1 protein-coding gene is annotated in these 393 nt (G+C 63.4%); it reads left to right on the top strand.

The genetic code is table 11. From position 1 onward, the window contains the following. On the top strand, positions 1–393 hold a 393-nt coding region (locus FJV41_RS56485), incomplete at both ends, for a tRNA 2-selenouridine(34) synthase MnmH (protein ID WP_438616802.1).

The following is a 393-nucleotide window of genomic DNA, read 5'->3' as shown; positions in this document are numbered from 1 at the left end:
GGCTGGAAGCGTGCGCCCGTTACCCGCACGGTTACCTGTGCTGCGCCCGCGGCGGCCAGCGCTCGCATATCGTCCAGCAGTGGCTGAAAGAAGCTGGCGTGGATTACCCCCTGATCGTCGGCGGCTATAAAGCGCTACGCCAGGCGGCGATCCAGGCCACCGACGAACTGGTGCAGCGGCCGATCGTGCTGATTGGCGGCTGCACCGGCAACGGTAAAACTCAGCTGGTCTGCTCGCGCCCGGACGGTATCGACCTGGAAGGGCTTGCTCATCACCGCGGTTCTTCATTCGGTCGAACCCTGCAGGATCAGCATCCGCAGGCCACCTTTGAAAACCACCTGGCGGTCAGCCTGCTTAAAAAAGCCGAACAGCAGACCCGCTGGGTGCTGGAAG

The sequence above is a fragment of the Myxococcus llanfairpwllgwyngyllgogerychwyrndrobwllllantysiliogogogochensis genome (assembly GCF_006636215.1).
GTDB lineage: Bacteria > Myxococcota > Myxococcia > Myxococcales > Myxococcaceae > Myxococcus > Myxococcus llanfairpwllgwyngyllgogerychwyrndrobwllllantysiliogogogochensis.
Note: the sequence above shows the minus strand (reverse complement) of the source record. Positions and strands in the feature narration are given on the sequence as shown.